Below are 22,861 nucleotides of genomic sequence, written 5' to 3' on the forward strand. Positions count from 1 at the left end.
AGGCTTTCGGCTTCACCCTTCACGAAATCCCAAGGGAGCCTGATATGGCTGTTTCTTAGGAAGCCGTCGCCTGAATCGCGAACGAGCCGATATGAGGTTCGCCTTCATCGCGAAGCATCGAAGGATCTGGCCGGTGGCATTGAGGTGCGGGGCGCGCGGTGTCTCGCGAACCGGTTTTTATACCTTGCTTTCCCGTGCGTCGTCGCAGCGCTTCCCGGACGAAGAGGTGACCGACGCCAGGATCATAACTAGCCATGTTGTAGGAGCCGGACCTACAGTGCCCGCAGCTCGCCGATGGGATCTCCTGCGACCTGAATCGGGTCGAACGGATCATGCAGGCGCGAGAGCTGCGGCTAGGGCGATGCCTTGCTTAGTCAAGTCCATGAAAGAATATCGGCCAAGCAACTGCGCTCTGCGCGCCACAGGCTGGGCTCCTCAACTGTCCCGGTCGCAATATGCGGCCCATTCGGCCATCATCACCCGGCGTTTCTCCAATAGATTGCCGCGCCGGTAGGCCGCTTCGGTTTTGTTGGCGACCATATGGGCGAGGGCAGCTTCCGCCACATCGCTGGGGTGGTTCGTCTCTTCGCTCACCCAGTCGCGGAACGATGATCGGAACCCGTGCGGGGTATAGGGCTGAAGCATCTCCTTCATCAGCTTGGACAGCGTCATGTCGGACAGAGGCCTGTTGTTCTTGAAGCCGGGAAACACGTAGGGCGATTCCCGAAGGCGCAGCTGGGCACAGCGACGGATGATCCGCAGCGGTCGCGGGCTGAGCGGGACCACATGCTCGCGAAATGCCTTCATACGCGCCTTGGGAAGCGTCCAGAGGCCGCTTTCAAGGTCAACCTCATCCCAGGTCATGCCACGCACCTCGCCCGATCTGGCGGCGGTGTAAATGGCAAATTCGAGAGCAAGGCGACTGAAGGATTCCCGCGCGCGCAGCCTCTGGATGAACTTCGGCACCTTTTCGTAAGGCATAGCCGGGTAGTGACCATCACGGCGCGGCTGACGCGGCAGGCCCTTGGTGATCGCCCGCATCGGGGCTTCGTTCTCGCGGTAGCCAGACGCATAGGCCCAATCGAGCACCATCCCGATCCGCTGGCGCACCCGGCGCGCAGTCTCGGGCTTGGCCAGCCAGATTTCCATCAGCACGTCGCGGATCATCGGGCCGGTGATCCGATCAACCCGCATCTTGCCCAGCTGCGGGAAGGCGTACATCTCCATGGTGCGCATCCACTGGCCATGATGCTTGCCGTTGCGCCATGTCTTCGAGTGAATGTCGAAGACCTTCTGTGCCGCGTCCTTGAAGTTGGGCACAGCTTCGACCTTGCGCCGCTCGAACTGCGGGTCGTAGCCTTGCTCTACCTGACGGCGCACGACCTGCGCCCGCTCGCGAGCCTCATCCAGGCCCACTGTCTTGCAGCTGCCCAGGCCGAAATCTCTCCGGTTGCCTTTGTGCTGTACCCGGCAGACCCAGCTGCTGGTTCCTCCCGGTCTCTCATAGCGAAAAAGGCCGTCGCCAAAACTGATACGACGGCTGGACTGAGGCTTGGTCTTCGGGCCGGTGTTCGAAGTCGTTTCCATGGAGCTGATCATAAAATTTATTCCCACATTTGCAAAAATGTCGGTCTGGACGACGTGGGACACTCAGGGATCCGAATCACCAGCGAACCCCTCAGGGAAGCTGGACTTTCGGAGCTGATCAGGGATTTTGTGGGATTAGTACCTGGCGGAGAGGGTGGGATTCGAACCCACGGTGAGCTCGCGCCCACGCCGCATTTCGAGTGCGGTACATTCGACCACTCTGCCACCTCTCCGGCCTAGCGGGGCCAGGGCGATGCCCGGCGACCCAAACTGGTTCCCGCAGCGCAGAAAGATGTGGTCGATCTGCGGGAAGGCGGGCCATTAGCGCAGGCTTTGCGACTTGCCAAGCAGAAACCTGCGGCCAGTTGGCGGAAAGCTTGTATGCTGCGTTGCAACACACTAAGTTGGTTCAATGAGCAACAATTCCTTCCGACGCGGCAACGACGATGCGGCGGGTAGCACCCAGGCAGCCGGCACCGATTCCACCAGCAGCGTTATCATGCCGCGGGTTTCGCGCGCGCGCTACACGATTGGCGATATCGTGCGGCACCGCATCTTCGATTTCCGCGGTGTGGTGTTCGATATCGATCCCGTTTTCGCCAACAGCGACGACTGGTACGAATCGATCCCCGAGGAACTGCGCCCGGCCAAGGACCAGCCGTTCTATCACCTGTTCGCCGAGAACGCGGAAAACAGTTATATCGCTTATGTCAGCCAGCAGAATCTGGTTGGCGATGACAGTGGCGAGCCGGTCGATCACCCTGCCGTGCCGCAGCTATTCGGACCATTCAGCGACGGGCGCTATCGTCTGCGCACGATGCACTAAGCGCTGCGCGCGGGCACTAAGCGCTGCGCGCGGGCACTGAGCGCTGCGCCGGGGACTCGGCGCGGGCAGGGTTTTATCAGGAGCGCAGTTTCCATCCCGAGCGCAGCAATGCGTAGCAGGCAAAGCCGAGCGCGACATTGATCGCGAGCAGCAGACCTGCGCCCAGCAACAGCGGCGAATCGGTGGAACCGATGAACCCATAGCGGAAACCCGAGATCACGTAGAAGAACGGGTTGGCGTGGCTGAGCGTGCGGAACGCGGGCGCCATCGCCTGGACCGAGTAGAACGTGCCCGACAGCAGCGCCAGCGGTGCCACGACGAAGTTGGTGATCGCGGCGGCATGATCGAACTTTTCCGCCCAGACCGATGTCAGCACGCCCATGAACGCCAGCATCATCGCGCCCATCAGCCCGAACCAGAGGATCGCCAGCGGATGGCGCGGCGTTACGTCGATCCCCGGCCACAGCAGCATTGCCAACCAGACAGCAGCGCCGACGAGAATCGAGCGGGTGACCGCGGCAATCGTCAGCGACACCAGCACCTCGAGTTCGGACAGCGGCGGCATCAGATAATCGATGATCGTCCCCTGGATCTTGCCAACCAGCAGCGAGAAGCTGGAATTGGCAAAGCTGTTCTGCATCATCGCCATCACAATGAGGCCTGGCGCGAGGAAATCGGCAAACGGCACGTCGAGAACGGTGCGGCCCGAGCGCCCCAAGGCGACGGTGAAAATCACCAGATACAGCATCGTGGTGATTGCCGGCGCCCAGATGGTTTGCAACTGGACCTTGAAGAACCGGCGCACCTCTTTCATATAGAGGGCTTTCAACCCTCCCCAGTTGATCGCACCGATCCGGACGGTGCCGGGCTCTGCAAAGGCAGGGCCGGTTCCGATTTCGGGTCTATTGCCCGGCGCCGCGACGGCTACGGGGGGATTTGGTGCTTGATCGTTCATGGTGGTTGCGCCTATCGGCGGACACCAGACCGGGCAAGCCCCAATTGGTCAAGAAGGAATTGCTGTTCATGTCATGGACCGACGAGCGGATCGATCAGCTCAAAACCATGTGGGAAAAGGGCCTCACCGCCAGCCAGATCGCTGAAGAGCTGGGCGGGGTCAGCCGCAATGCGGTCATCGGCAAGGCGCATCGCCTTGGCCTGAAGTCGCGCCCGTCTCCGGTCAAGGCAGGCGAAGCCAAGCCCAAGGTCGCCAAAAAGGCTGATGCTCCCAAACCGGCCAGGAAACCCGAGGCCGAGGTTGAGTCCGAATCTGACGCCGACGCACCGCCGTTCAAGGCCGATGCGCCTGCCAAGCCCTTGCGCGCTGCGCCTGCGCCCACGCCCGCTCCGCAACCTGCCCCCCGCCCGGTTGAAGCCGCCGCAGTGGCGGATGATGACGATAATGATGTAGCCGACAGCGCAGATGTCGTTGCAGCACCCGAGCTTAAACCGCAGCCACGGATCGTATCGGTCGGTCCCGGCGGCTTCCTGCGCCAGGGCCCCGGCGATCAGCAGGCCCCGATCCCGCCGGCTCCGCCGCGGCGTCTGGTCCCTGCCCGCCCTAGCGCGGAGATCGCCGACAAGACCACGCTGCTCGATCTGACCGACCGCATCTGCCGCTGGCCGATGGGTCACCCGGGCGAGCCTGATTTCCACTTCTGCGGGCAGCAGGTCAATCCGGGCTTCCCATATTGCGTCGAGCATTGCGGCCGGGCCTATCAGGCGCAGCTGCCGCGCGGCACGCGTCGCCCTCCCCCGCCGATGCCGTTTGGCGGACCTCGCGTCCGCTGATAGCCGAGGATAGCGGCGGATAAGTCGGGCGGCATGCTTGCCGGACGGGTGCTTTGCGCCCTATAGCAGGCGGCATGTCCGACGATCTGTTCGCAAAATCGCAAACCCCTGTTGAAACCTATGATGCCTCGGCGATCGAGGTGCTCGAGGGGCTTGAGCCGGTGCGGCGCAGGCCGGGAATGTATATCGGCGGCACCGACGAGCGCGCGCTGCATCATCTGGCCGCCGAAGTGCTCGACAACAGCATGGACGAGGCCGTCGCCGGCCATGCCAGCCGGATCGAGGTGACCTTGCGCCCCGGCAACCACCTGACGATCAGCGACAACGGCCGTGGCATCCCGGTCGATCCACACCCCAAGTTTCCGGGCAAGTCGGCGCTCGAGGTGATCCTCACCACGCTGCACTCGGGCGGCAAGTTCTCCGACAAGGCCTATGCCACCAGCGGCGGTCTGCACGGCGTCGGCGTGTCGGTGGTCAATGCGCTGTCGAGCGAACTGCTGGTCGAAGTGGCGCGCAACAAGGAATTGTACGCGCAACATTATTCGCGCGGCGCGCCGCTGGGTCCGCTCGAGAAGGTTGGCGCAGCCCCCAACCGGCGCGGCACTACGATAAGCTTCGTTCCCGATGACGAGATCTTCGGCGCAGGCGCGAAGTTCAAGCCCGCACGGCTGTTCGCGCTCGCCCGGTCCAAGGCGTATCTCTATGCCGGGGTCGAAATCCGCTGGAAATGCGATGCCGAACTGTCCGACGACAAGGTTCCGCAAGAGGCGGTGTTCCAGTTCCCCGGTGGCCTCGCCGATCATCTGCGCGAGCAGCTGGGCGGGCGTGAATGCGCGACATCCGACTTCTTTGCGGGGCGGCAGGACTTCCCTGATGGCAAGGGCCGGGTTGAATGGGCGGTCGCCTGGCCGCTGTGGAGCGACGGCAGCTATAGCTATTATTGCAACACCATCCCCACCCCCGATGGCGGCACGCACGAGGCGGGCCTTCGCGCCGCGATCCTCAAGGGGCTGCGCGGCTTTGGCGAGCTGATCGGCAACAAGAAGGCAGCGGGGCTGACCGCAGAGGACGTGATGACCGGCAGCGAACTGATGCTCTCGGTGTTCATCCGCGATCCGCAGTTTCAAAGCCAGACCAAGGACCGGCTGACCTCGCCCGAAGCGGCGCGGTTGGTCGAGAACGCCGTGCGCGATCACGTCGACCATTTCCTGACCGACAACATGGAGCGCGGCAAGGCGCTGCTCGGGCTGGTGCTCGAGCGGCTGGACGAACGGCTCAAGCGCAAGGCCGAACGCGAGGTCAAGCGCAAGACCGCGACCAGCGCGCGCAAGCTGCGGCTGCCGGGCAAGCTGACCGATTGCAGCAACGACGGCACCGGGGTGGAGGGCGCAGAGACCGAGATCTTCATCGTCGAGGGCGACAGCGCGGGTGGTTCCGCCAAGCAGGCGCGTGACCGCAAGACCCAGGCGATCCTGCCGATCCGCGGCAAGATTTTGAATGTCGCCTCGGCCAACACCGCCAAGATCGGTGCCAACCAGGAAATCGCCGATCTGGCGCTGGCGCTGGGTTGCGGCACCGGCAAGCACTGCGATCCGGGCCAGCTGCGCTACGACCGGATCATCATCATGACCGACGCCGATGTCGACGGCGCGCATATCGCGACGCTGCTGATGACGTTCTTCTTCCAGGAAATGACCGAGATCGTGAAGGCGGGGCACCTGTATCTCGCGCAGCCGCCACTCTACCGGCTCGTGGTTGGCGCCAAGAGCTGGTACGCGCGCGATGACGCCCATCGTGCCGAGCTCGAAAGGACGATCCTCAAGGGCAAGAAGGTCGAGGTCAGCCGCTTCAAGGGGCTGGGCGAGATGAACCCCGGACAGCTGCGCGAAACGACGATGAGCCGGACATCGCGCTCGCTGCTGCGCGTCACCCTTCCACCCAATTACGAGCAGTATTCGGCGGTCAAGGAACTGGTCGGCGAGCTGATGGGCAAGAACCCCGAGCACCGCTTCAACTTCATCCAGAACCACGCCGCGCAGGTCGATCGTGAAGCGATCGACGCTTAGCGCCGCGCTCTCCCCTCCCGTCATTCCCGCGAAGGCGGGAATCCCGCTTCCGCGGGAAGGCCAGAAGGGAAAGCGGGACCCCCGCCTGCGCGGGGGTGACGAAAATGGCATGGTTTGGTGGACTCGCCTGGGAAAGCTCATGGAGCATATTGTTTTCCGGCGAAAGCCGGAATCCCGGGCTGGATTGCGTAACATCGCCCTGGATTCCGGCGTTCGCCGGAAAACGGTTCATCGGGCGATGGCAATCTTGTTGATCGCTTTTGGCAGCCAGGCCATCGCACAGACTGATACGCCGCCCCCCGCCCCCGCAATGCAAAACACCTTCGACAAGCCCGCGCTTGATGTACTCGCCCTGCTGCAAAGCACCGCCGAGCCCGCAAGCATCTTCACCCCTTCTTTCCTCACCGCCGTCCCGCCCGACCAACTGGCGGCGGTGATCAGCGGCTTGCGCGACCAGTTCGGCGCGCCGCTCGCGATCGATGCAATCCAGCCGATGGACGTGCGATCTGCGAAGGTCGATGTCCGCTTCGACAAGGCGGTGGTGACGTTCACAATCGGCGTGCTCGACGGCAAGTTGTCGGGGCTGTTCGTCACCGGATCGCGCACGCAAGGCGATACGCTGGAGCAGGTTACTACCGATATCGCCGCGCTGCCCGGGCGCAGCGGGCTGATCGTCCAACGGCTGACCGGCAAAGGTTCAGAAACAATCGCGAGCCACAACGCCGACCAGCGCTTTGCCATCGCCTCGGTGTTCAAGCTCTATGTGCTTACCGAGATCGACCGCGCTGTGCGCGCCGGCGAGCGCACATGGAGTGACGTACTGCCGCTCGCTCAAAAATCGCATCCCTCTGGGATTACCCAGGATTGGCCGGACAATGCTCCGATGACGCTGCAGACGCTGGCAACGCTGATGATCTCGATCAGCGACAACAGCGCCACCGATACGCTGATCGCTGCGATCGGCCAAGAGAAGCTAGAGGCCATCATCCGCGCGAGCGGCCATGCGCGCCCGTCGGACATGATCCCGCTGCTCTCGACGCAAGCGGTGACCGGCCTGAAGATGCCCGCCAACGCAGCGCTGCGCGATCGCTTCCTTGCAGCCGACGATGCCGGGCAGACGCGGATTTTGGCAGACGTCGGCGACGCGCTGACGCTGCCCCGGCTCGACCTGTCGGTCTACACCGCCGGCCCCAACCAGATCGATACGGTCGAATGGTTCGCCAGCCCGCAGGACATCGCGAGGCTGCTGGCAATGCTCGAGGACGACGGAGACCCAGCCACCCGCGCGATCCTCAAGATCAATCCGGGCATTGCGCCGGTCAACGCGGCGCGCTGGGCTTATCTTGGCTACAAGGGCGGATCGGAGCCGGGGATCATGGCGATGAGCTTCCTCGCCCGTTCTCGGCAGAACGACCGTTACATCGTGTCTGCCGTGGTCAACAATCCCGCCGCTGACATCGATCAGCCGGGGTTCATCCAACTGATGGCACGGCTGCTGGATCTGCTGACAGCGCGCGACGCGCCGTCCACTCGTCCTTGAGCAACCCGAAGATCAGGCTGTCGCGCACACCGATATGGGTTTCCCATTCGGCGCGCAGATGGCCCTCCTGAACGAACCCCATCGAGGTCAGCAGCGATATCGAATGCAGGTTCTCCGGATCGGCATCGGCAAACACCCGCCGCTGGCCTTCGGTGATCAGCAGCTGATCGAGCACCATCGCCACCGCTTCGCGCGCAATTCCCTGCCCCCAGCACGACCGCGCGAGGATATAGCCCAGCTCGCACACATTCTCGCGCCGGTCATGCGCGTTGACCCAGCCCAGCGCCATGTCATCGCCTGCGCGCGTGATCGCCCAGCTGCGCCACTCGCCGACTGCTGCGGGTTCAAGATAGGCGCGGGTTTCCTCGATCGACCGGTGCGGGCCGGATGACCACCAGGTCATCAGACCATCATCGGACAGGACTTCAAACAGCGCCTCGGCATCATCGGTGCGGATCTGGCGTAGCACCAGTCGCTCGCTCTTCAGCAAGGGCATCGGCGCGGTGGTCATGCCGCCGTCAGTGCCTCGACCAGTGCGCGGACCTTCTTCTGCCGCCATTGCGGGGTCGGTGCGACGACCCAATAGGCACGGCGAGAGGGACGAACCTCGTCGATGGCGACCAGCCTGCCCTCGGTCAGGTCCCGTTCGGCGAGCAGATAGGGCACGGTCACGCTGCCAAAGCCCGCGATCGCAGCATCCAGCCCCAACCCGGCATCGGCGACCTGCATCACCGTGCTATCATCGGCAACGGTGTCGTCCTTGCCGCGCGTGCAACCGGGCCATTCGATCCGGCGATCGCCCTGATAGCCCGGCGCCGCCACGGTGACGAACTGCGCCGGGCCGATCACCGCGCCTTCTAGCTCTGCCGGGCCGTCGGCGAGCCGGATCGCGCAATCGAGGTTGGCTTCGGTAAAATCGATATCGTTGTCGCCCGATACCAGCGTGTAGCGAATTTCCGGGTTGGCGGCGGCATAGCCGATCAGCCGGTGGTGCAACCATTTGGCGGCAAAGTCGCGCGGCACCGCAATGGTCAGGCGGAAGCTCGACTGGCCCTGCTGCATCGCGCGCACGGCTTCCTCGAACTGCAGGAACCCGCCGCGCAGCGCATCGAGCCCGGCGCCGGCCTCATCGGTCAGCTCAAGCCCCTTGGGGGTGCGGCGGAACAGCACCACGCCCAGCATATCCTCCAATGCGCGGATCTGCTGGCCTACGGCAGCAGGCGTTACCGCGAGCTCATCGGCAGCGCGGGTGAAGCTGAGGTGCCGCGCCGCTGCATCGAGCACGCGCAGACCATTGAGCGGGAGATGGGTCCGTTTCATACGAAACGTTGATTAATCGGCAACGGCCGGTGCGACCAGCGCAAAACGCGGGATTTCCACCGCGATCAGCTCGTCATCGTTGCGCATCATCCGGTACATCCCTTCCATCCGACCGGTGGGCGTATCGAGCGGGCATCCCGAGACATAATCATGCGCCTTGCCGGGCAGGATTACCGGCTGTTCGCCGACCACACCCTCGCCATCGACCTGATGCACCCCGCCGCGGCCATCGGTGATCACCCAGTGGCGGGTCAGCAGCTGTACGGGGCTTTCCGAATTGTTCTCGATCCGGATGTGATATGACCAGAACCAGCGGGCGCTGTCGGCGCGCGACCTGTCGGGGAGAAAGCTGACCGCGACTCGCACCGTGATGCCATGGCTGGTGGCACTGTGGGAAAAGAACCGGTCCATGCTGTCTGAAAATTGGTCCATGCTCGCAATATGCCTTGTCCAGCGGTCCGGCGAAAGGGGGCATAGGATAAATACCTTGCCCGCCGCTGCGGAATTCTACTTTGCGCTTTCTTTCTTGAGGTACGCGATCACATCGGCACGGCGCTGGGCATCGCCCAGCCGGAACCCCATCCTGGCTCCGGGAATGAAGGCTTGCGGGTTGGTCAGCCATTTGTCGAGCCTGTCGGCATCCCAGGCAAACTTGGCTGCCTTGAGCCCGGGCGAATAGGCAAAACCGGGCGCGGCCCCAGCCTTGCGACCGAACACGCCGCGATGCGCGGGGCCGACGCCGTTGGTGTCCGCGGCATGGCAACCGGTGCAGTTGCTGGCATAGACCTTCGCGCCGCGCACGGGATCGCCGGCAGCCGCCGCTGTGCCCTGTGCCATGGCCGGCATTGCTGTCAGCAACGCGCTGGCCAGCAAGGAACCTGTCATCGCCATCGTCAGCGTGCGGTCGTCCACAAACTTTTTCACCTATATGATCTCCCAGAGCCCAACGGGGCAACGTCGTGCGTTGCGCGGATATGGGACCATGCAACGGCCTTTTCCAGTCGGTGCGGCGGCTTTAAACTACAAGCGCTTGAGCGCGCGACACGCAGAGGGTGCCAGCATTACTCCGCCGGGGTGGGAACCGGCGCGGTGTGCGCGCGGCGTCCGGTGATCAGCGCGATCAGACGCGGCACCGGCCCATGGCGGTCCATCCAGGCCGCGTAGGCGGCGTAATCAGGGTCGGCCATCAGATGCCGCTCCTCGGTGCGCGCGCGCCAATAATACACGCCCGACACGCAGGCGAGGATAGCCGCATTGCGCACGCCATCCACCCACGATCCGCTGGTGACCAGAAATGGCATTGTTGCGAACCACCAATAGATATTCTTGGAAAGATAGGCGGGGTGTTTGGTCCATCGATATGGCCCGTGGGTCAGGATCCCGCGATGGGTGAGGTTGGAAAAGCGGATGCCGAAGGCAACGGTCGCCCACGCGTAGATCCCCGTCAACACCACCAACCACGCGCCCCATGCGACCAGCAGCGGCGTGTTGCCCTCAAACCAGTAGACCCAATCGGCGGTGTTGATGTGATAATTCAGCGGGCCGTTGTCCCCCATCAAAATGAACGGCGGGTAGCAGATCAGCGCCGCAGCCCAGCCCGCCATATAGGGGTTGGCGGTGCGGATGTGCGAATCGAGCGGCTTCAAGGTCAGCGCATAGCCGACTGTGGCGAACTGTACGTCGACCAGGAACATCGTGATGATCAGCCAGTTGGCGATCCACACCGGGTTGGTCGCGATTTCGGCGACGTTGGCGTTGATGATCTGCGCATAGCCGCCGGGAACGATCGACAGCATGAAGGCGAGAAAGAAACCCTTCACCGCCCAGGCGCGCAGATGGTGATAGATAGCCTCGCGCTCCCAGCCGGGCTGGCCCGAGATCATCGCGCCCAAGTGCCAGGCCCCATCGTGCTGGTCTTTCAGATAGCGCTCGACCCAGATCACATAGGGGATCGACAGAAAGAACAGGAACGGAGCAGCATAGATGAACACGTTCATCGCGAACTGGTAGTTGCCCGTCCAGTACCAGCGCGCGGTCGCATAGATTGCCGCGATCACGGCCCACGTCATCCACAGCCCAGTCAGCTTGATCAGGCTGGTATCGATAACATCCTTGACCGGGCGCGGATTGGACCAGTTCAGGCCGGTGCTGGGTCTCAGATGAACCTTGTCGACCAACAGCGACCAGAGCACCATCGGCAGGCCGGTGGCGACGCAGCACACCAATGCCGCATTGGGACCGCTCCAGCCGTTCTGCCGTGCCAGAACCACCCAGCCGAACAGCCCGACAAGCCCGATCAGCCCTGCGCCATGGCTGACGGCGCTTGGCGGGCAAGGATCATGCGGAGTGGCTGACGGGCTGGGCATGGTGGCTGACCCTTAACCGATATTTGTGAGCAAGCGGTGAAGGAAATGCACCGACCGCGTTCGAACCCTTTTTGCGACAAAATGGGTGGGGCCTGCGCGAATGTCGCTCGACTTGGGCCAGTGATCATGCACTATCGGACGGCCCGGGGAACGAAACAACGGGGGCAAGGGTAAGCCAATAAGAGGTCGCAAAAGGTTTATGCAGATGCATCTGGGGGCATTACGTGGATTAGGACTTGCGCTGGCCTTGCTGGGGCCAACAGGCTTTGCGGCTGTGGCAGCGACGTCAGAGCCGATCCACGGCACATGGGAAAACCCCACCGGCGACGTCCGCGTCGTCACCCAGTCGTGTGGCACCGAATTGTGCGGTAAGGTTAGCTGGGCGAGCGACCTCGCCAAAAAAGATGCTGCCGATGGAGGCACTCCGCAGCTCATCGGCACTAGCCTGCTGCGGAACTATCGCGAAACCAAGCCCGGCCACTGGAAAGGCAACGTCTTCGTTCCCGATCTGGGTGAAACCTATTATTCGACGATCCGGCAACTCGATGCCAACCGCATCAAGATCAGCGGCTGCATTCTGGGCGGACTGCTGTGCAAGTCGCAGGTATGGCGCAAGCTCTGACAGGTCTAAACCAGCCGGTCAGTCCGGCTGGCCGCCACGCGGTGCGACCACCGGGGCAAAACCGTGCATCCCCCAGTGATACTGCAGCGCGATCACCGCGCCCTTGGCCGGTTGCAGCAGCGCGATCGTCAGCAGCAGCGCTCCCACGATCGCGATAACGGCCAGCACGCCCATCGGCAGCAACTCGCGGCTGCCGACGGCAATCAGCACCGGGGCGAGCAGGTGCCCGCTGACGAAGATCGAGATGTACGCCGGAAAATCATCCGCCTGGTGCAAAGTCCAGTCCTGCCCGCAACACGCGCAGCGTTCGACCGGCTTCAGATACCGTGCGAACAGCGGCTTGTGGTCGCAGCGCGGGCAATGGTTGCGCATGCCGCGCAGTGCCACCTGAACGGCGCTCTGGTTTCCCTCTTGGGGCGCTATCGGAGCGGGGCTGGCTGAGTCGGGCATGGCAGGTCTTTCCTGGAACAAGGACAATGGGGCCCTCACCTATCCCAGATAGGCATCGGGGCCGACAATGTCATAGCTTAATGCCCGCATGGCCCGGCGCACATTGAACACGCGACATCGCACCCCATCATAGGGGCTTGCACCGTCCAGGACACAATACCCCCATGAAAACCCTTATCCCGATACTGGGCGACCAGCTCAGCCACGATCTTTCCGCTCTGGATGGCGCCGATCCCGAAGCCTGCATCCTGCTGATGATGGAGGTGGACGAGGAAACCACCTACGTCCGTCACCACAAAGCCAAGATCGCCTTCATCCTTTCCGCGATGCGGCACCATGCCGCGGATCTGCGCGCAAAAGGCTGGACGGTCGATTACGTCACGCTGGACGATCCCGACAACAGCGGCTCGTTCACCGGCGAGGTCGCCCGTGCGATCGAACGTCACTGCCCCGATTGCATTGTTGCAACCGAGCCGGGCGAATGGCGGGTTCTTTCGGCTATGCAGGGCTGGGCCGACAAGTTCGATGTACCCATCGATCTGCGCGAGGACAGCCGGTTCGTGTGCACCCATGCCGAATTCGACACCTGGGCCGCAGGGCGCAAGCAGTTGCGGATGGAGTTCTTCTACCGCGACATGCGCCGCAAGACCGCCCTGTTGCTCGACGAGCACGGCAAGCCCGAGGGCGGCGAATGGAACTTCGACAGCGAAAACCGCAAGCCGCCGCCGAACGAGCCGCTATTGATTCCGCAACCGCTCGTCTTCAAGCCCGATGCGATCACCCGCGAGGTACTCGATCTGGTCGCCAAGCGCTTTGCCGACCACCCCGGCAGCCTGGAGAACTTCGCCTTCGCGACCCGAGCCGACGATGCGTTGGCGCAACAGGCGCATTTCATCAAACACGCGCTCGCACGCTTCGGTGATTATCAGGACGCGATGCTCACCGGGCAGCCGTTTCTATGGCATTCGATTCTCTCGCCCTATCTCAACTGCGGCCTGCTCGACCCGCTGGCCTTGTGCCAGGAGGTCGAGGCGATGTTCCGCAAGGGCAAGGTGCCGATCAACGCCGCCGAAGGGTTTATCCGCCAGATCATCGGCTGGCGGGAATATGTGCGCGGCATCTACTGGCGCGAAGGGCCCGAATACGCGCAGCGCAACGCGCTGGACGCCAAGCGCCCGCTGCCCGGCTTCTATTATGATGGCCAGACCGACATGCACTGCATGGCGCAGGCGATCGGCCAGACGATGGAACACGCCTATGCCCACCACATCCAGCGGCTGATGATCACCGGCAACTTCGCGCTGGTCGCCGGAATCGATCCCCACGCGGTGCATCAATGGTATCTTGAGGTGTACGCCGATGCCTATGAATGGGTCGAATTGCCCAACACGTTGGGGATGAGCCAGTTTGCCGACGGCGGATTGCTCGCCAGCAAGCCCTATGCGTCGAGCGGCAACTACATCAACAAGATGTCGGATTATTGCGGCCATTGCCGGTACGACGTCAACGCCAAGACCGGGTCCAAGGCCTGTCCGTTCAACCTGCTCTATTGGGACTTTCTCGACCGCAACGAGCCGGTGCTGGGCAAGAACCAGCGGCTGTCGATGGTCTATCGCAATTGGTCGAAGCGCGATGACAAGGACAAGGCAGCGATCCGCGCGGATGCTGCCCGCTTCCTTGAAACGCTCACCAGATAAACGAGGTGATCGCGACGAAGAACGCGGAGAAACTGAGCAGGAACAGCCGGATTTCCTCGTTGCGATGCGCCTTCTTGCGCTTGGCCAGCACCTCGGGCTCGTCGACCGGGGTTGCCGCCAGAATACGCGGTGGAAGGCTGCCCCGGAAGCTGTTGGGTCGGGCCGGCACGGAAAGGGAGGTCAATCGCTGCATGCCAAGGATGTTAACGGATTTTTAACCATTGGACACGGCGAATGATGGTTAACCTGCTGCTGTACCAGAACCGGACATAGGCTGGTTTGTTGCGCCTGTCGCAAACGTCGAGCCGAAGCGCGAATTTCGGTTTTGATCGGACCTCAAGCTGCGCTAGACCTGCCAGCCATGAAGCATGACACCATCCGCAAAGCCGAAACGATCCCCTTCACCTGGGACGACCCCTTTCTGATCGACGAGCAGCTGACCGAAGAGGAACGGCTGATCCAGACCAGCGCGCGCGGCTTTGCGCAGGACGTATTGCAACCCCGCGTGATCGATGCGTTCCGCGAGGAGATCGACGCTCCCGAACTGTTTCCGATGATGGGCGAAGCCGGCCTGCTTGGTGCGACATTGCCTGAGGATTTCGGCGGCGCGGAAGCAAGCTATGTCGCCTATGGCCTGATTGCGCGCGAGGTCGAACGGGTCGACAGCGGCTATCGCTCGATGATGTCGGTGCAAAGCTCGCTCGTGATCCACCCGATCAACGCTTATGGCAGCGATGAGCAGCGCCGCAAGTACCTGCCCGGCCTCACCGCAGGCACGCTGATCGGCTGCTTTGGCCTTACCGAGCCCGACGCCGGATCGGACCCTGCCGGCATGAAGACTCGCGCGAAGAAGGTCGATGGCGGTTACGTGATCTCGGGTGCAAAGACGTGGATCTCGAACAGCCCGTTTGCCGATGTGTTCGTCATCTGGGCCAAGTCCGACGCGCATGATGGCGCCATCCGTGGCTTCATCCTCGAAAAGGGGATGAAAGGCCTCGCCGCGCCCAAGATCAAGGGCAAGCTTAGCCTGCGCGCCTCGACCACCGGCATGATCCAGATGGATGAGGTGGAGGTTCCCGAAGAGAACCTGCTCCCCAATGTCGAAGGGCTCAAGGGTCCGTTTGGATGCCTCAACCGCGCCCGCTATGGCATTTCATGGGGCGCGATGGGGGCTGCAGAGTTCTGCTGGCACGCCGCGCGCCAATACGGCCTGGACCGGGTCCAGTTCGGCAAGCCCCTGGCTGCAACCCAGCTGTTCCAGAAGAAGCTCGCCGACATGCAGACCGAGATCGCTCTCGGGTTGCAGGCGAGCTTGCGCGTCGGGCGGCTGATGGACGAGGGCCGGTTCGCGCCCGAGATGATCTCGATCGTCAAGCGCAACAACTGCGGCAAGGCGCTCGATATCGCCCGTGCCGCACGTGACATGCACGGCGGCAACGGCATCAGCGAGGAATATCAGGTGATGCGCCACATGGTGAACCTGGAAACGGTGAACACCTATGAAGGCGCGCACGATGTCCATGCGCTGATCCTGGGCCGCGCGCAAACGGGCATCCAGGCGTTTTTCTGAACGTTTCTGATATTTTAACATCGCTCCTGACGAAATGTAACGGGCCGTTAACTGGGCTCCCATAGCGTGTCCTTCTGTCACTTTTGGGGAGCATGGGAACACGGCATGGGGGGCGCATTGCATGATTTCGATCTACCAGACCTTCCTGTGCTCGTCGGTCCGGCTCGCGCACGGACCGAGCCGGATACCCAGTGCATCGCGCGCGCCGTAGCGCATGCTGGGATCGGCGTGTTCGAGTGCGATCTGCGGTCTGAAGCATTGCTATGGACGCGCAACGTTTACGACATCTTCGGGATCGATCGCACCTCTGTGCCGCATCGCGAGGAGATCGTTACGCTTTACGACGAGGAATCGCGCGAGACGCTGACACGGTTGCGTAGCCGTGCGATCGCGCACAAGTCTGGGTTCACGCTCGATGCGCGGATCACCCGCCCAGATGGGGGGGACCGCTGGGTCCAGATCGTCGCGAAGGTCGAGAGCGAACGTGGCCGCGCGGCGCGGCTGATCGGCACCAAGATCGACATCACCCGCCAGCGCCTCGAACGCGACGCACTGCAACAGTCTGCCGAGCAGGATGGCCTGACCGGCCTTGCCAACCGTGCGGTGTTCCAGAGCCGTTTTCTCGATTCCTCGCACTCGACCTTGGGGTTCCGACCGCTGGGCGCGCTGGTGCTGTTCGATGTCGATGGCTTCAAGCAGATCAACGATCATTATGGTCATGCGGCGGGCGATGCCTGTCTGGTGCAGTTCGGCCAGCGCATCTGCCAATCCTTCCCGGATGCGCTGCTGGTTGCGCGGATCGGCGGCGATGAATTTGCGGTTCTGCTGCCCAGCAACCGCAACCTTCAGCAGCTCGCAAGCAGGATTACCGGGACCATCGCACTGCTGCGGATGCCGGTGGCGTGGAACGGCCATCTGCTCGAAGCCGGTGCCAGCCATGGCGTGGCGCTGGCACCGAACGCCATTTCCTACGACGCCGAAGACATGTTCCTGCGCGCTGATCAGGCGCTGTATGTCGCCAAGCGCGCGCGCTGACGGGTCAGTAGGTCGCCTGAGGGCGCCAACCCCGCCAGGCCGCTGGCGCCCTCAGGCGCGCAGCCCCGCCAATTCGTCGAGGCCGGCCATGATGTTGAGGTTCTGCACCGCAGCACCGCTTGCGCCCTTGCCCAGATTATCGAGCATCGCAATCAGCCGCACCTGCGACCCGTCTGCGCTGGGGAGCACGTAAAGCTTCAGGCAGTCGCTGGGCGTATCGCCCTCGGACAACAGCAATTCGCCGGGCGCAGTACCGATCGGCGCAACATTGACCAAGGCCTCGCCTGCGTACTGATCGGCCAGCGCCGCGTGTAGCGCCTTGGCATCGGCAAAGCCCAGCTCGGGATCGAGGAACAAGGGCACATCGACCAGCATGCCGCGAAACGCGCGGACAACGGCGGGCGCGAACAGCGGCGACCGGCTGAGCCCTGCATGCACCTGCATCTCGGGCAGATGCTTGTGTTCGAGGTTCAGGCCATAAGCGCGAAAGCCGATATCGGGCGCATCGACCTGCATCCGCGCGATCAATTCCTTGCCGCCACCCGAATAGCCGCTGACCGCATTGACGATAAAGCCATGGTCGGCAGGCAGCAGTGCTTCGGCCACCAGCGGCGCGACAAGCGCGAGGAAGCCGGTGGGATAGCACCCCGGATTGCTCACCGCGCGTGCACTGCGGATCGCGTCACGCTGGCCTGCACGCAATTCGGCAAAGCCATAGGTCCAGCCATCGGCGACACGGTGCGCGCTCGAGGCATCGATGAACCGGGTGGATGCGCCCTCGCCCAGCGCGACAGCCTCACGCGAGGCGGCATCAGGCAGGCACAGGATGACGAAATCGGCATCACAGATCGCAGCAGCGCGCGCAGCAACCTGCTTGCGGTCGGCATCGCTGAGCGTGATCATCCGGAACTCTTCGCGCCCCGCCATCCGCTCGGCAATTTCAAGGCCAGTGGTTCCGGCGGCGCCATCGATGAAAAGCGTGGGCATCAGATTATCCGTTTGCGGGCCAGCACCGGCTGGGGTGTGGTTTCGGGAAAGCGAGCGATGACATCGGCAAGCGGCTCTGCGACCACCTGCATCCAGTGCGCATTGGCGTGCACCAGGGTCTCGGCATCGGCCATCAGACCGACATGGCCTGGGAAGAACACCAGATCGCCGCGCTGCAGCGATTCATTGTCTGCCAGCACCCGGCCAAGTGCGGCCATCTGCTGGTCACTGTCACGCGGCACGGATATGCCCGCCAGTCCCAGGACGAGCTGAACAAGGCCCGAGCAATCGAGCGCATCGCCACCACGCCCGCCCCAAAGATAGGGTGCACCAACAAGCTGAAGCGCGCGGCCGACGGGGTCGCAGGTCCGCTCGGCCAGCGCGACCGCGTGGCGCACCGACATCCATCCTCCTGCGACAGACAGGAACTTGCCGCATTCGCTCGCAGCATCGACGACAATCTGCGCGCCCATCGGATAGGCCGCGATCATCGGCGTCTTGATCGAGGGCTCGGCGAACACCAGCGCGCGCCGGACCTGTACGACATGGGTTGGCTCGGCGCCTTCGGGCGCGATCTCGCTCAGCAGCGCATAGCCGCAATAGCCATCATGCAGGCTGTATCCCCAGCCCCATTCGCCGGTGCTATCGAGCAGCGCGAACGCTTCGCCCGGCAACAGCTGGCTGACAGCTTCGGCATCGCCAGACGGAGCCTTGCGCAGCATCGCACCGCTGAAAGCGGCACGGTGATTCTGCGGTGCAACGTAATGCGGCGCAAAAAACCGGCCGGCCAGCGCGATATCCGCCAGATCACCCCGGATCGGGGTAACGCGCGGGTCGTAATCGGCCACCGGCCCGGTCAGCACGAACTGCCGCACCGGCGCAGCCACGCTATCGGGTCCGCCCGCCAGGCCCGCCGCCGGTTCGCCCGCCAGCAAGTCAGCCGAAGAACGTGTCGAATGTGTCAAAAAACCCGGTCCCCCGCGTAAAGCTGTGCCACGACATGATGTGCCGCCCGTCCATGGCATCGGGCTGGCGGCGCAGATAGCCGAGTTGCGATCATTTGTCCAAACTGCCGGTGATCCGGCGCAATATGGGTAAAGCTGCCATGCAAACCCGGCTCAATCAGACAGCCGCGCCGTAGCGGCCACGAAGATAATGCCACGATGCGCGCAGGCCCAATGCCTCGCCACCCTTGGGCTGGCCGGGCCGGGCAGCGGGTCGCCACGCATAGGTATCGAAATGCGCCCAGGACAAGCCCTCACCGACGAAGCGCTGCAGGAACAGCGCCGCGGTGATCGCACCGGCAAAAGAGCCTCCGCTATTGCCCACATCGGCGATATCGCTGACATACATGTCCTCATACCCCGCCCACAACGGCAGCCGCCAACACGGATCGCCCACCGTCTGGCCACTCGCAAGAAGGCCATCGGCGAGTGGATCGCTGTTGGCGAAGACAGCGGGCAGATCGGGCCCCACCGCGACCCGCGCGGCACCGGTGAGCGTGGCGAAATCGATCATCACATCGGGCGAAGTCTCGCTGGCTCTGGTCAGGCAATCGCCCAGCACCAGCCTCCCTTCGGCATCGGTGTTGCCGATTTCGACGGTGATGCCCTTGCGGCTCTTGAGCACGTCACCGGGACGAAAGGCATTCCCGGAAATCGCATTTTCCACTGCGCCGACCAGCATATGCAGCCGCACCGGCAGGCCTGACCGCATGATCAGCTGCGCCAGTGCCAGCGCATGCGCCGCGCCGCCCATGTCCTTCTTCATCAACAGCATCCCGGTCGACGACTTGATGTCCAGCCCGCCGCTGTCGAAGCATACGCCCTTGCCGACGATCGCCACGCGGGGATGCTCCTCGCGTCCCCAATGCAGCTCGATCAGCCGCGGTGCATGGCTGCGCGCGGCAGCTCTGCCGACCGCGTGAATCATCGGATAGCCGCTGGCGAGCGCATCGCCGCGAGTCACCTCGATCGTTGCGCCATAGCGCTTGGCCAGCGCCTCGGCTGCAGCTTCCAGATTTCCCGGGCCCATGTCTTCGGCGGGCGTGTTGACCAGATCGCGCACCCACGCGGTGCCCTCCGCCTCGGCGATGCGGTCGGGAAGGCGTGCCGGATCACCTGTCAGCAGCACACGGGGTCCTTGCGGATTTTCGTCGGGCTTTTTGTAGGCGGTGAGCCGGTGCTGCGCCAACGCCCAGCCGATAATGGCATCACCGGGGCGCGCATCGCCTGCGAGCCGGTACGTGCCACCTGCCAGAACCTCGGGCGCCTTGGCGAGGCACCATGGGCGGATGTTGGCGACATCCGCGACCCCCAGCACCACCGCCCAGTCATCAGCATTATCGCCTGGAACCACGACCAGTTCGTGCGGACGTGCGGTAAAGCGCATCGCGGTGAGGTGGTTGCGGATGCGCGGCGGTGCCGATCCCAACCATTCTGCCAACCCCGCCTTGTCGATGAGATGGAGCAGGCGGGCAGGCTGGCCAATGTCTGGCTGGACGAGGTGGGACAAATCTATCATGGTCGGTGCATAGAGCATTTTTCAGCCAGGGGGCGAGTTAGAAATATGGTCGTTCGCACACCAGCGCCAATGCTTGTCCTTGCGCTAGCAGCGCTCGCCTTGCCTGGCATCGCTGCGTGCCAGCAAGCCGCGCCAGTGCCGGACACGGCCGATGCTGCCGCCCCTAAGGTCGCACAACCTGCGCCGGTCAGCTTCGAGCGCGAAACCAAGAGCTTTGCGTTTACTTATGCCTATCCCGCGCAGGCAGCAGCGCTACCCGGGCTTGCGGCAATGCTCGATGCCGAGCGGGACAAGGCATTGTCCGATCTCGATACGCAGACGGCAGAAGCGCAGAAGGATGCTTCGGACAACGGCTATCCGTTCAACCCGCATATGCTGGGGGTGACCTGGAGGGTCACCGGAGAGAACGACGTCCTGCTGGCGATGGTGGCGGAGATCAGCAGCTATTCGGGCGGCGCGCATGGCAACACCGGCTATGAGGCGCTGATCTGGGACAAATTGGGCAACCGCCGGGTCGCACTTGAGGCAATATTTACCGATCTGGCAGCAGCGCTCGAACCGATGCGTCAGGACTATTGCGACGCACTGAATGCCGATCGCCGCGAACGGCGCGGTGAGTTTGTCGCCGAGGCTGATGACATCTTCAACGCCTGCCCGCCATTTTCGGACCTGGTGCTGGTGCCATATGCGGGCGGTGACAGCGGGTTCGACCGGATCATGTTCATTGCCGCACCCTATGTGGCCGGCCCCTATGTCGAGGGCGCCTACGAGAACAGCATTGCCATTCCCACAGCGACGCTGGACAAGGTTAAATCCGAATACCGAAGTGCGTTCATCGCCAGCGAACGCTAGACCTGTTCATTCGGCAGCGATCGCGGTTTCATCTTGAACTATGACATCTGCCTTGCGGAAGGCGAGCACACCATCGGCCACCGCGTCCTCACGCAGCACCTTGCGATCGAACAGGTAATCCTGGTTGAGCCGCCAGGGCATGCGGTCGCCCTGCTTGGGAAGGATATCGAGCGCGCGCTGGACATAGCCCGAGGAGAAATCGAAGATGTTCTCCTCGTTGACTGGGCCATCGCTGCCCAGCACGGGCACCGCAACTTCGCTGCCCGTCTCAGCCATGTGGTTGAGCGTGCGGCAGACGAAATCGGCGACGATATCGACCTTGAGCGTCCACGATGCGTTGAGGTAGCCAAACACGATCGCCATGTTCGGCACGTCGCTAAACATGCAGCCCTTGTAGTAGAAATGCTGGGTGAAATCGATCGGCTGGCCATCGACCGAGAAATCGACCTTGCCCGCCATCGCCAGCTTGAGCCCGGTGGCGGTGATGATGACATCGGCGTCAAGATGCCGACCTGATTTCAGATCGATCCCGGTGGGCGTGAACTTCGCAATATGATCGGTGACGATATCGGCCTTGCCATCGCGGATCGCCTTGAACATGTCACCATCGGGGACGAGACACAGCCGCTGTTCCCAGGGGCCGTAAGGCGGCTGGAAATCGGGCTCGTTCATCTTGGTGCCCATGATCTTGCGGATCCGCTTGAGCAGATAGTCGCCGACCTTTTTGGGGTTTTCGCGCGCGCGCTTGAACGACATCTGCTGCATCCGCACGTTCTTGAAGCGGATGAAGCGATAGGCCCAGGTGTCGGGCATGATGCTGCGCAGCGAATTGGCCAGCCAGTCCTTGGCCGGGCGGCTCCAGTACCAGGTCGGCGTGCGCTGGAGCATGGTGACGTGCGCGGCCTTGTCGGTCATCGAGGGCACGATCGTCACAGCAGTCGCGCCCGATCCGATCACGACAACGCGCTTGCCCGCATAATCGAAATCCTTGGGCCAGAACTGCGGATGGATGATCTGCCCCCCAAAGCTCTCGCGGCCCTCGAATGCAGGGTCATAGCCCTGATCGTAATCATAATAGCCCGTGCCCATGAACAGGTATCCGGCGGTCAGGTGGCAGACGCCCTGCCCTTCGACCTCGGCCGCGATCGTCCAGCGTGCCTCGCTGCTCGACCAACTTGCCGACAGCACCTTGTGGCCCAGACGGATATGGTCATTGAGCCCGCGCTCGTCCTTGATGCGGCGCAGATAATTGAGGATCGACGGGCCATCGGCGATCGCCTTCTGCTCGCGCCAAGGCTCGAATTCGAAACCCAGCGTATGCATGTCACTGTCCGATCGGATGCCAGGGTACTGGAACAGGTTCCAGGTCCCGCCGATGTCGCTGCGCTGATCGAGGATCGCAAAGCTGCGCCCGGGGCATTTTTCCTTGAGATGCACCGCCATGCCGATGCCGGAAATCCCTGCGCCGATGATCAGCACGTCGAGATGGGTTGCAGCTTTGAGGTCGGATGGCTTTTCGTGCTTCATGGCAATGCTCTCCAATGACAGGCCGCTGATGCGCGGCTCTTTTACGTTAAGGGCAAGCTATACCATGCTGACAGCGTTGTAAATTGCAACCAATTTCAGCCCGAA

22 protein-coding genes, 1 tRNA gene and 1 pseudogene are annotated in these 22,861 nt (G+C 63.0%); 10 read left to right on the plus strand and 14 right to left on the minus strand.

The genetic code is table 11. The annotated features are described in order from the left end of the window. Positions 1–61: 61 nt before the first annotated feature. A pseudogene (locus tag IEW00_RS17430) lies at positions 62–191 on the plus strand (IS3 family transposase); the annotation flags it as partial. Between the two features lie 244 nt (positions 192–435). On the opposite strand, the gene IEW00_RS00005 reads toward IEW00_RS17430, so the two are convergent. Together IEW00_RS00005 and IEW00_RS00010 are read right to left on the minus strand one after the other, a co-directional pair. Continuing rightward, positions 436–1,587 carry a tyrosine-type recombinase/integrase gene (locus IEW00_RS00005; protein ID WP_188513019.1) on the minus strand — a complete coding sequence of 384 codons (1,152 nt, stop codon included), beginning with the start codon at positions 1,585–1,587 and terminating at the stop codon, positions 436–438. A 143-nt stretch (positions 1,588–1,730) separates the two neighbouring features. Continuing rightward, positions 1,731–1,820 (minus strand) — tRNA-Ser (locus IEW00_RS00010). Between the two features lie 266 nt (positions 1,821–2,086). On the opposite strand from IEW00_RS00010, the gene hspQ reads away from it, so the two are divergent. After that, complete coding sequence (gene hspQ / locus IEW00_RS00015) at positions 2,087–2,413, plus strand: heat shock protein HspQ (RefSeq protein WP_229736793.1); 327 nt, start codon at positions 2,087–2,089, stop codon at positions 2,411–2,413. A gap of 76 nt (positions 2,414–2,489) precedes the next feature. On the opposite strand, the gene IEW00_RS00020 is transcribed toward hspQ, so the two are convergent. Next, a complete protein-coding gene (locus IEW00_RS00020) occupies positions 2,490–3,368 on the minus strand; it encodes an ABC transporter permease (RefSeq protein ID WP_229736714.1) in 879 nt (292 codons plus the stop codon). A 68-nt stretch (positions 3,369–3,436) separates the two neighbouring features. On the opposite strand from IEW00_RS00020, the gene IEW00_RS00025 reads away from it, so the two are divergent. From IEW00_RS00025 to IEW00_RS00035, 3 genes are all read left to right on the plus strand, one after another. Next, positions 3,437–4,201, plus strand: coding sequence for a GcrA family cell cycle regulator (locus tag IEW00_RS00025; protein ID WP_188512333.1), 765 nt, complete (start codon positions 3,437–3,439; stop codon positions 4,199–4,201). A 74-nt stretch (positions 4,202–4,275) separates the two neighbouring features. Next, entirely contained in the window at positions 4,276–6,267 is a 1,992-nt protein-coding gene (parE, locus tag IEW00_RS00030) for a DNA topoisomerase IV subunit B (RefSeq protein ID WP_188512334.1), read from the plus strand. A gap of 310 nt (positions 6,268–6,577) precedes the next feature. Next, positions 6,578–7,807: a serine hydrolase gene (locus IEW00_RS00035; RefSeq protein WP_188512335.1), complete on the plus strand. Its 1,230-nt coding sequence runs from the start codon at positions 6,578–6,580 to the stop codon at positions 7,805–7,807. Here the strand turns inward: IEW00_RS00035 and IEW00_RS00040 are convergent. The 5 genes from IEW00_RS00040 to IEW00_RS00060 form a co-directional block, all read right to left on the minus strand. Then, complete coding sequence (locus IEW00_RS00040) at positions 7,740–8,318, minus strand: GNAT family N-acetyltransferase (protein WP_229736715.1); 579 nt, start codon at positions 8,316–8,318, stop codon at positions 7,740–7,742. The two genes, IEW00_RS00035 and IEW00_RS00040, sit on opposite strands and share 68 nt — an antisense overlap. Beyond that, positions 8,315–9,127 (minus strand): LysR family transcriptional regulator, encoded by an 813-nt coding sequence (locus IEW00_RS00045; protein WP_188512336.1) that lies wholly within the window; start codon positions 9,125–9,127, stop codon positions 8,315–8,317. The genes IEW00_RS00040 and IEW00_RS00045 overlap by 4 nt, the downstream gene beginning before the upstream one ends. A 12-nt stretch (positions 9,128–9,139) precedes the next feature. Then, positions 9,140–9,538: a Co2+/Mg2+ efflux facilitator ApaG/CorD gene (apaG, locus tag IEW00_RS00050; protein WP_188513022.1), complete on the minus strand. Its 399-nt coding sequence runs from the start codon at positions 9,536–9,538 to the stop codon at positions 9,140–9,142. 96 nt (positions 9,539–9,634) lie between these two features. After that, positions 9,635–10,051: a c-type cytochrome gene (locus IEW00_RS00055; RefSeq protein ID WP_229736717.1), complete on the minus strand. Its 417-nt coding sequence runs from the start codon at positions 10,049–10,051 to the stop codon at positions 9,635–9,637. Between the two features lie 137 nt (positions 10,052–10,188). Next, positions 10,189–11,493 (minus strand): methyltransferase family protein, encoded by a 1,305-nt coding sequence (locus IEW00_RS00060; protein WP_188512337.1) that lies wholly within the window; start codon positions 11,491–11,493, stop codon positions 10,189–10,191. Between the two features lie 199 nt (positions 11,494–11,692). Between IEW00_RS00060 and IEW00_RS00065 the strand changes: the two genes are divergently transcribed. Then, positions 11,693–12,115, plus strand: a complete 423-nt coding sequence (locus tag IEW00_RS00065) for a DUF2147 domain-containing protein (RefSeq protein WP_229736718.1) — start codon at positions 11,693–11,695, stop codon at positions 12,113–12,115. An 18-nt stretch (positions 12,116–12,133) separates the two neighbouring features. Here the strand turns inward: IEW00_RS00065 and IEW00_RS00070 are convergent, their stop codons facing one another. Then, positions 12,134–12,565 (minus strand): DUF983 domain-containing protein, encoded by a 432-nt coding sequence (locus tag IEW00_RS00070; protein ID WP_188512339.1) that lies wholly within the window; start codon positions 12,563–12,565, stop codon positions 12,134–12,136. 164 nt (positions 12,566–12,729) lie between these two features. Between IEW00_RS00070 and IEW00_RS00075 the strand changes: the two genes are divergently transcribed. Next, positions 12,730–14,262 carry a cryptochrome/photolyase family protein gene (locus IEW00_RS00075; RefSeq protein ID WP_188512340.1) on the plus strand — a complete coding sequence of 511 codons (1,533 nt, stop codon included), beginning with the start codon at positions 12,730–12,732 and terminating at the stop codon, positions 14,260–14,262. Here IEW00_RS00075 and IEW00_RS00080 read toward each other — a convergent pair. After that, complete coding sequence (locus IEW00_RS00080) at positions 14,252–14,431, minus strand: hypothetical protein (RefSeq protein ID WP_188512341.1); 180 nt, start codon at positions 14,429–14,431, stop codon at positions 14,252–14,254. The two genes, IEW00_RS00075 and IEW00_RS00080, sit on opposite strands and share 11 nt — an antisense overlap. 192 nt (positions 14,432–14,623) lie before the next feature. Between IEW00_RS00080 and IEW00_RS00085 the strand changes: the two genes are divergently transcribed. Together IEW00_RS00085 and IEW00_RS00090 are read left to right on the plus strand one after the other, a co-directional pair. Further along, positions 14,624–15,832 (plus strand): acyl-CoA dehydrogenase, encoded by a 1,209-nt coding sequence (locus tag IEW00_RS00085; protein ID WP_188512342.1) that lies wholly within the window; start codon positions 14,624–14,626, stop codon positions 15,830–15,832. A gap of 105 nt (positions 15,833–15,937) precedes the next feature. Further along, a complete protein-coding gene (locus tag IEW00_RS00090) occupies positions 15,938–16,867 on the plus strand; it encodes a sensor domain-containing diguanylate cyclase (RefSeq protein WP_188512343.1) in 930 nt (309 codons plus the stop codon). Between the two features lie 51 nt (positions 16,868–16,918). Here the strand turns inward: IEW00_RS00090 and argC are convergent, their stop codons facing one another. The 3 genes from argC to IEW00_RS00105 all read right to left on the minus strand — a co-directional run bounded on the left by argC (position 16,919) and on the right by IEW00_RS00105 (position 20,377). Further along, a complete protein-coding gene (argC, locus tag IEW00_RS00095; RefSeq protein WP_188513024.1) occupies positions 16,919–17,857 on the minus strand; it encodes an N-acetyl-gamma-glutamyl-phosphate reductase in 939 nt (312 codons plus the stop codon). Next, positions 17,854–18,819, minus strand: coding sequence for a C40 family peptidase (locus IEW00_RS00100; RefSeq protein WP_229736719.1), 966 nt, complete (start codon positions 18,817–18,819; stop codon positions 17,854–17,856). The genes argC and IEW00_RS00100 overlap by 4 nt, the downstream gene beginning before the upstream one ends. 157 nt (positions 18,820–18,976) lie before the next feature. Continuing rightward, positions 18,977–20,377, minus strand: coding sequence for a leucyl aminopeptidase family protein (locus IEW00_RS00105; protein WP_188512345.1), 1,401 nt, complete (start codon positions 20,375–20,377; stop codon positions 18,977–18,979). A 135-nt stretch (positions 20,378–20,512) separates the two neighbouring features. Here IEW00_RS00105 and IEW00_RS00110 point away from each other — a divergent pair, with 135 nt between their 5' ends. Further along, the gene (locus IEW00_RS00110; RefSeq protein ID WP_188512346.1) at positions 20,513–21,229 is read left to right on the plus strand and encodes a DUF4163 domain-containing protein; all 717 of its coding nucleotides are present in this window, start codon (positions 20,513–20,515) and stop codon (positions 21,227–21,229) included. A gap of 6 nt (positions 21,230–21,235) precedes the next feature. Here IEW00_RS00110 and IEW00_RS00115 read toward each other — a convergent pair whose 3' ends face one another. Continuing rightward, entirely contained in the window at positions 21,236–22,756 is a 1,521-nt protein-coding gene (locus tag IEW00_RS00115) for a flavin-containing monooxygenase (protein WP_188512347.1), read from the minus strand. Positions 22,757–22,861: the final 105 nt, after the last annotated feature.

The sequence above is a fragment of the Blastomonas aquatica genome (assembly GCF_014639875.1).
Taxonomy (GTDB): domain Bacteria; phylum Pseudomonadota; class Alphaproteobacteria; order Sphingomonadales; family Sphingomonadaceae; genus Blastomonas; species Blastomonas aquatica.